At 74.5% G+C, this 6,876-nt stretch carries 6 protein-coding genes; 4 read left to right on the forward strand and 2 right to left on the reverse strand.

What is annotated here, in order from left to right; all coding sequences use genetic code 11:
- Positions 1-597, forward strand: a 597-nt coding sequence (locus NS331_RS00965; protein WP_058640156.1) for a GntR family transcriptional regulator, incomplete at its 5' end; no start/stop codon positions are given.
- Between the two features lie 32 nt (positions 598-629).
- Complete coding sequence (locus NS331_RS00970; protein WP_058640157.1) at positions 630-1,559, forward strand: isopenicillin N synthase family dioxygenase; 930 nt, start codon at positions 630-632, stop codon at positions 1,557-1,559.
- Here NS331_RS00970 and NS331_RS00975 read toward each other — a convergent pair.
- Positions 1,492-2,499, reverse strand: a complete 1,008-nt coding sequence (locus NS331_RS00975; protein ID WP_058640158.1) for a LysR family transcriptional regulator — start codon at positions 2,497-2,499, stop codon at positions 1,492-1,494. The two genes, NS331_RS00970 and NS331_RS00975, sit on opposite strands and share 68 nt — an antisense overlap.
- A 131-nt stretch (positions 2,500-2,630) precedes the next feature.
- Between NS331_RS00975 and NS331_RS00980 the strand changes: the two genes are divergently transcribed.
- Positions 2,631-4,673, forward strand: coding sequence for an alkyl/aryl-sulfatase (locus tag NS331_RS00980; protein ID WP_058640159.1), 2,043 nt, complete (start codon positions 2,631-2,633; stop codon positions 4,671-4,673).
- A 52-nt stretch (positions 4,674-4,725) separates the two neighbouring features.
- Positions 4,726-6,120 (forward strand): aldehyde dehydrogenase family protein, encoded by a 1,395-nt coding sequence (locus NS331_RS00985; RefSeq protein ID WP_058640160.1) that lies wholly within the window; start codon positions 4,726-4,728, stop codon positions 6,118-6,120.
- A gap of 82 nt (positions 6,121-6,202) precedes the next feature.
- On the opposite strand, the gene NS331_RS00990 is transcribed toward NS331_RS00985, so the two are convergent.
- Positions 6,203-6,712, reverse strand: coding sequence for a flavin reductase family protein (locus NS331_RS00990; RefSeq protein ID WP_058640161.1), 510 nt, complete (start codon positions 6,710-6,712; stop codon positions 6,203-6,205).
- Positions 6,713-6,876 lie beyond the last annotated feature (164 nt).

The following is a 6,876-nucleotide window of genomic DNA, read 5'->3' on the forward strand; positions in this document are numbered from 1 at the left end:
GGCGTCAGCCGCATCACCGTGCGGCAGGCCCTCGGCGCGCTGCAGGCCGAGGGCCTGATCGTCAAGCTGCACGGAAAGGGTGCATTCGTCTCGCACCCCAAAGCGGCGCAGAGCCTCAACCGGCTGCAGGGCCTGAACGAGGCCTTCGCGGCCGAGGCGCGCGCCATCAGCAACAAGCGCCTGGCCTGGCGCGAGGTGCGCGCGCCCGCCGCGGTGGCGCAGAAGCTGGGCCTGCCGGGCGGCACGGCCGTCTACCACCTGCAGACCGTGCGCTATCTGGAGCGCGAGCCGCTGTCGGTCAACAACTCCTGGCTGCTGGCGGCGCTGGGCGAGCGCCTCTCGCGGGTGGACTTCTCGCAGCGCGACCTGATCGACGTGTTCGAGCACGAGGGCGGCATCGCCGTCGGCCGGGCCGACCTGGAGATCGGCGCCGGCACCGCCCGCGCGGCCGATGCGCGGCTGCTGAAGCTCGACGCCGGTGCACCCGTGCTGGAAGTGGAACGCGTCGTGCATGACGCCGCCGGCACGCCCGTGCATGTGGAAAGCGCCGTCTACCGCGCCGACACCTTCCGCTACCGGCTGAGCCTGCAGCGCTGAACGCCCTTCGTCCAAAGCCCTCGTCCGCCCCCATGAACGCCACCACCATTCCCGTCATCGACATCGCCGCCCTCGCCTCGCCCGACGCCGATGCGCGCCGCCGCGTCGCGGCCCAGGTGGGCGCCGCCTGCCGCGGCATCGGCTTCTTCGCCATCACCGGCCACGGCGTGCCGGCCGACGTGATCGACGGCGCCTTCGCCGCCAGCCGCGGCTTCTTCGCGCAGCCCGTTGCCGACAAGGCCGCGCTGGCCTACGCATCGCTCAGCCACAACCGCGGCTACGTGGGCATGGGCGTGGAGGCGCTGGACGAAAAGCGCGGCGCCGACCAGAAGGAGGCCTTCAACCTCATCTGGACCGACGAGGCGACGCGCCCACCCAATGCCTGGCCCGCGCTGCCCGGCTGGCGCGCGCCGGTGCAGGCCTATTTCAACGCGGTCTTCGCGGCCGCCACGCGGCTGCATGCGGCCTTCGCGCTGGACCTGGGCCTGCCCGAGGACTTCTTCGCCGACAAGATCGACCGGCCGCTGGCCACGCTGCGCCTGCTGCACTACCCCGCCGGCGCGGCGGCCGACCAGGGCGTGGGCGCCGGCGCGCACACCGACTACGGCAACGTCACGCTGCTGGCCACGGACGGCGTCTCGGGCCTGCAGGTGCAGGGCCGCGCGCGGGACGAATGGATCGACGTGCCGCCCCTGCCCGGCGCCTTCGTCTGCAACATCGGCGACTGCCTGATGCGCTGGACCAACGACGTCTACCTGTCCACGCCCCACCGCGTGGTGCGGCCGGCCGCCGAGCGCTATTCGATCGCCTTCTTCCTCGATCCCAATCCGGAGGCGCTGGTCAGCGCCATCCCCAGCTGCGTGCCACCCGGCGAGGCGCCCCGCCATGCGCCCGTCACGACGCAGGCCTACCTGCAGGCGCGCTTCGCGGCGACCTACGGCGCGGCGGCGGCGAAGACTTGAGCGCGGGCGCAGGCGTGAGCAGCGCGGCCTCCTCGGCGCGCAGTTCGGCATCCACCGTCTTGAGCAGGCGGACGAAGGCCTCTTCCGCAGCGCCGGTGCTGCGCGCGGCCAGGCGGGCCACGCCGAAGCGGCCGTAGTCGCCCAGCGGCGGCGTGGGCAGTACCACCAGCCGGCCGCTGCGCAGCGCGTCGGCCACCATGAAGGCGCACACCGGCGCCACCGCGTCGCTGGCCAGCAGCACGTCCTGCAGCACCGCGTGGCTGTCGCACACGATGCCCGGCGGCGCCGACGCGTCGCCCGCGGCGGGCAGGTGGCGGGCGAGCCGCCGCGCCGCGGACGCCGGCATGCGCGGACCGGCCCAGGGATAGGTCCGCCAATGCGCCGCGGCGGCCGGCGGCTGCACCGCCAGTGGATGGCCGGCGCGCGCCACCAGCACGGCGGCATGCGGCGGCAGCCGGGTCAGGGCCAGATCGTCCATGGCGGCGGCTTCGCTCAGGTCGGCGAGCATCAGGTCGATCTCGCGGGCGCGCAGGCGCTGCGGCAGCTCCTGCCAGGGTGCGATCACCACCTCGATGTGCAGGCCCGGATGCGCGCGGCACAGGCGGCCCACCACGGGGCCGGCCAGAGCGGCGCCGGCGAAGGGGCCGGCACCCACCACCAGACGGCCCAACTGCGCGCCCTGTGCCAAAGCGACGGCGCGGCGCAGGTCGCGGGCGCCCAGGTCCACGTCGCGGGCGTAGTCCAGCAGCAGCCGGCCGATGGCGGTGGGCACCACGGCGCCGCGGCCGCGGTCGAAGAGCCGGGCGTCGAGCAGCGCTTCCAGCGCCTGGATGCTGCGCGTGAGCGCGGGCTGGGTGATGTGCAGCGCCTCGGCCGCGCGAGCGTAGTGGCGATGCTCGCCCAGGGCGAGCACGTGGCGCAGGTGATGGGCGGGCAGCATGGTGGTGATGCGCTCCAGGTATCGAACAGATGATTCTGATGCATTTGACGTGAAGAGCCCGGCAGGCAAGGATGCGCGGCCTTTTTTGCAGAACACGTGCGCCGTCGCCCGGCGCAGGAGACCCCGCCGTGATGCCCACCACCTTCCTGCGCGCCGCACTGGCGCTGTCGATCCCCGCCGTGCTCGCGGCGTGCGCGGGCCCGTCGCAGCCGGCGGCCACCGCGGCGACGCCGACGGTCGCGGCGCCCGCGGCCGCCGGCGGCCCCGCGCCCGGACCCGCGACAGCCGCCGCGCCCAGTCCCGCCACCGCCTTCACCCAGGCTCGCCAGGCCGAGGTCGCACGCGCCTACGACCTGGCCGACCCCGCGGCCGCGGCCGATGCCCGCCGCGGCCTCATCGCTGCGCCGAAGGGCCAGGTCCGCGACGCCACCGGCCGCGTGGTGTGGGACTTCGACGGCTTCGGCTTCGTGCAGGGTGCCGCGCCCGATACGGTCAACCCCAGCCTCTGGCGCCAGGCGCTGCTCAACAACCAGGCGGGGCTGTTCAAGGTGCGCGATGGCATCTGGCAGCTGCGCGGCTTCGACCTGGCCAACATGACGCTGATCCAGGGCCGTACCGGCTGGATCGTGGTGGACGCCCTCACCTCGCGCGAATCGGCCGCCGCGGCGCTGGCCTTCGCTCGGCAACACCTGGGCGACCAGCCGGTGACGGCACTGGTCCTGACCCACAGCCATGTGGACCACTTCGGCGGCTCGCTCGGCGTGCTCGATCCGCAGGACGCACGGGCCCGCCGGGTGCCGGTGGTCGCGCCCGCCGGCTTCATGGAAGAGGCGACCAGCGAGAACCTGCTCGCCGGCCCCGCCATGGGCCGCCGCGCCGGCTACATGTACGGCAGCCTGCTGCCGCGCAGCGCCACGGGCGTGGTGGACACCGGCCTGGGCAAGGCCGTGGCCCTGGGCCGCGTCGGCATCCTGCCGCCCACGCTGCTCATCGACCAGCCCACGCAGGCCGTGACGCTGGACGGCGTGCGCTTCGTCTTCCACAGCGTGCCGGGCGCCGAGGCCCCGGCCGAGCTGGTGTTCGCGCTGCCCGACCTGCAGGCCTTCTGCGGTGCCGAGATCGTCTCGCAGACCCTGCACAACCTCTACACCCTGCGCGGCGCCAAGGTGCGCGACGGCCTGCTGTGGTCGCAGCACATCGACAGCGCCATCGGCTGGTCGCAGGGCGCCGAGGTGCTGTTCAACCAGCACCACTGGCCGGTGTGGGGCCGGCGGCAGATCGCGGATTTCCTCGCGGCGCAGCGCGACCTGTACCGCTACATCCACGACCAGACCGTGCGCGGCATGAACGCGGGCCTGACCGCCGGCGAGATTGCCGAGCAGCTGCGCCTGCCCCGCAGCCTGGACGCCCAGCTGCGCCTGCACGGCTACTACGGCACCGTGCGCCACAACGTGCGCGCGGTGTACCAGCATTACCTGGGCTGGTTCGACGCGCATCCGGCCAACCTCGATCCGCTGCCGCCGGTGGAGGCCGCGCGCCGCTACGTTGCGCTGGCCGGCGGCGCCGAGCGGGCGCGGGCCGAGGCCCAGGCCGCCTACGACCGCGGCGACTACCGCTGGGCCGCCGAGCTGCTGCGCCACGTCGTGCTGGCCGACGGTCGCGACACCGCCGCGCGCGAGCTGCAGGCGAGCGCGTTCGAGCAACTGGGCTACCAGGCCGAATCCGCGCCGTGGCGCAACTTCTACCTCACCGGCGCGCAGGAGCTGCGCCGCGGTCCCCCGGCCCGCGCGGGCGGCCGTACCGCCGTGGCCGACATGCTCCAGTACACGCCGCTGGAACGCTTTCTCGACGCCATGGCCGCCAGCCTGGACGGCCCGCGCGCCGACGGCGTGGCGCTGCGCATCAACCTGCGGCTGACCGATGGCGGCGAGGCGCATGGCCTGTGGATCGAGAACGCCGTGCTGCACCACCGGCCCGCGCCGCTGGACGGGCCGGTGGATGCGACGCTGACGGTCGGCAAGGTGGACTTCCTGCGCCTGCTCACCGGCCAGGCGCAGGCGCCGGCGCTGCTGGCGTCGGGGCAGGCGCGGGTGGAAGGGAACCTGGCGGCGCTGCAGCAGCTGTTCGGCCTGATGGACCGGCCCGCCGGCAGCTTTCCGATCGTGACCCGATAGCCCCCCAAGCCGCTGACGCGGCATCATGCGAGCCCCACGCACGTCGCTCGCCATGACCCCTTCGCTCCACGCCCTGTTCGATGCCCAGCGCCACGCCAGCCGGGCCGCACCCGAGGTCGGCCTCGAGCTGCGGCGCGACCGGCTGCAGCGGCTGCGGGCGCTGCTGCAGCAGCATGGCGGTGCGCTCGCACGGGCCGTGCAGGCGGACTTCGGCGTGCGTTCGGCGCCGCTGACCGAGATCGCCGACATGCTGCTGCTGCGCGACGGCATCGCCGAGGCGCTGCGCGCATTGCCGCGCTGGATGCGCCCGCGCCCGGTGCGCACGCCCCTCACGCTGCAGCCCGCGCGGGCCTGGGTGCAACGCCAGCCGCTGGGCGTCGTCGGCGTCATGGCGCCCTGGAACTACCCGCTGTTGCTGGCGCTGGGCCCGGCCGCCACGGCGCTGGCGGCCGGCAACCGCGTCATGCTCAAGCCCAGCGAGCGCACGCCACACACCTCCGCGCTCATGGCCGAGCTGGTGGCGCAGCGCTTCGCGGCGGACGAGTTCTGCGTCGTCACCGGCGGCGTGGACGTGGCCGCCGCCTTCGCCGCCCTGCCCTTCGACCATCTGTTCTTCACCGGCTCCACCGCCGTCGGCCGGCAGGTGGCCGCGGCGGCGGCGGCCAACCTGGTGCCCACCACGCTGGAGCTGGGCGGCAAGTCGCCCTGCGTGGTCGATGCCTCCTGCCGGCTGGCCGAGGCCGCGCCGCGCATCGCGCACGGCAAGCTGCTCAACGCCGGCCAGACCTGCATCGCGCCCGACTACGTGCTCGCGCCCGCGGCCCTGCATGCACCGCTGGCCGAGGCGCTGGCGCAGGCCGTGGCGCGGCTCTTTCCCACCATCGCTGGCAATCCCGACTACACGGCGCTGGTCGACGAGCGCCAGGCCCGGCGCCTCGCGCGGCTGCTGGCCGATGCCGCCGGGCGCGGCGCCGACGTGCGCGTGCTGGGCCAGGACAGCGCCGACGGCCGGCAGATGGCGCCGCGCCTGGTGCTGGGCGCCACGCCCGACATGGCGCTGATGCAGGAAGAGATCTTCGGCCCGGTGCTGCCCGTGCTGGCCTGCGAGCGCGCCGCCGACGCCGTGCGCTTCATCAACGCCCGGCCGCGCCCGCTGGCCCTGTACTGGTTCGGCGAGGACCGCGCCGCCCGCGACCTGCTGCTGCAGCAGACCACCAGCGGCGGCGTCACCCTCAACGACACGCTGGTGCACATCGCGCATCCACGGCTGCCCTTCGGCGGCGTAGGCGACAGCGGCTGGGGCGTGTCGCACGGCGAGGCGGGCTTCCTGCGCTTCACGCACGAGAAGGCGGTGCTGCGGCAGTCGCGCTGGTCCCTCGGCGGCCTGCTGCACCCGCCCTACGGCCCGCGCACCGAGCGGCTGCTGGCGCTGCTGCGGCGGGGCTGAGGGCGGCGCCCGCGCTTCGCGCGCGTCTCGCGTCTCGTGCGGCACCACGTCGGCGCGCGGCCCGGCCGGCGCGGAGGGCGCGCTACAGCGGATGCTCGGTGTAGAAGCGCCCGCCGTGGTAGAGCAGCGGCGCAATGCCGGTGCGGTGCCGGCAGCGCTCCACCTCGCCGACGAAGATGACGTGGTCGCCCTCTTCGTAGCGGCTGCGGTTGAAGCATTCGAAGCTGGCCACGCAGCCCTCCAGCACCGGCGCCCCGGCCACGCCCGGGGACCAGTCCACACCCTCCCAGCGGTCCACGCCGCGCGTGGCGAAGCGCTCGGCCAGCGCCTTCTGGCTGGCCGCGAGGATGTTGACCGCGTAGTGCGAGCCGGCGCGCAGGTCCGGCATCGAGCCCGCGGAACGGGCCAGGCTCCACAGCACCAGCGGCGGCGCCAGCGACACCGAATTGAAGGAGCTGGCCGTGAAGCCCACCAGCCGCCCATCGGCCGCGCGCGTCGTGATGATGGTCACGCCGGTGGCGAACATGCCCAGCGCGGCGCGGAACTCGGCAGCGGAGAAGTCGGGCGCTTGGGCCTGGAGGGGAGCGGTCACGGAGGGAGGCCTGGCGGCGGAGGGCAGTCGGCCGGCATTGTCCCGCAGGCGAGATGCCGGCGGCGGTGGCAGGGTCGGGATCTGGCGGGTGCGCGCAGGTGCCCGCAACACCCGCCACCCGCCGCCGAAGAAGCGGCCCCCTGACTCCCTCTCCCCTCGCGGGA

Source organism: Pseudacidovorax intermedius (assembly GCF_001476815.1).
Taxonomy (GTDB): Bacteria; Pseudomonadota; Gammaproteobacteria; order Burkholderiales; family Burkholderiaceae_C; genus Xenophilus; species Xenophilus intermedius_A.

Coding starts and splice junctions, on each gene's coding strand:
- NS331_RS00970 (WP_058640157.1), top strand. CDS start 630: ATGAACGCCACCACCATTCCCGTCATCGACATCGCCGCCCTCGCCTCG.
- NS331_RS00975 (WP_058640158.1), bottom strand. CDS start 2,499: ATGCTGCCCGCCCATCACCTGCGCCACGTGCTCGCCCTGGGCGAGCAT.
- NS331_RS00980 (WP_058640159.1), top strand. CDS start 2,631: ATGCCCACCACCTTCCTGCGCGCCGCACTGGCGCTGTCGATCCCCGCC.
- NS331_RS00985 (WP_058640160.1), top strand. CDS start 4,726: ATGACCCCTTCGCTCCACGCCCTGTTCGATGCCCAGCGCCACGCCAGC.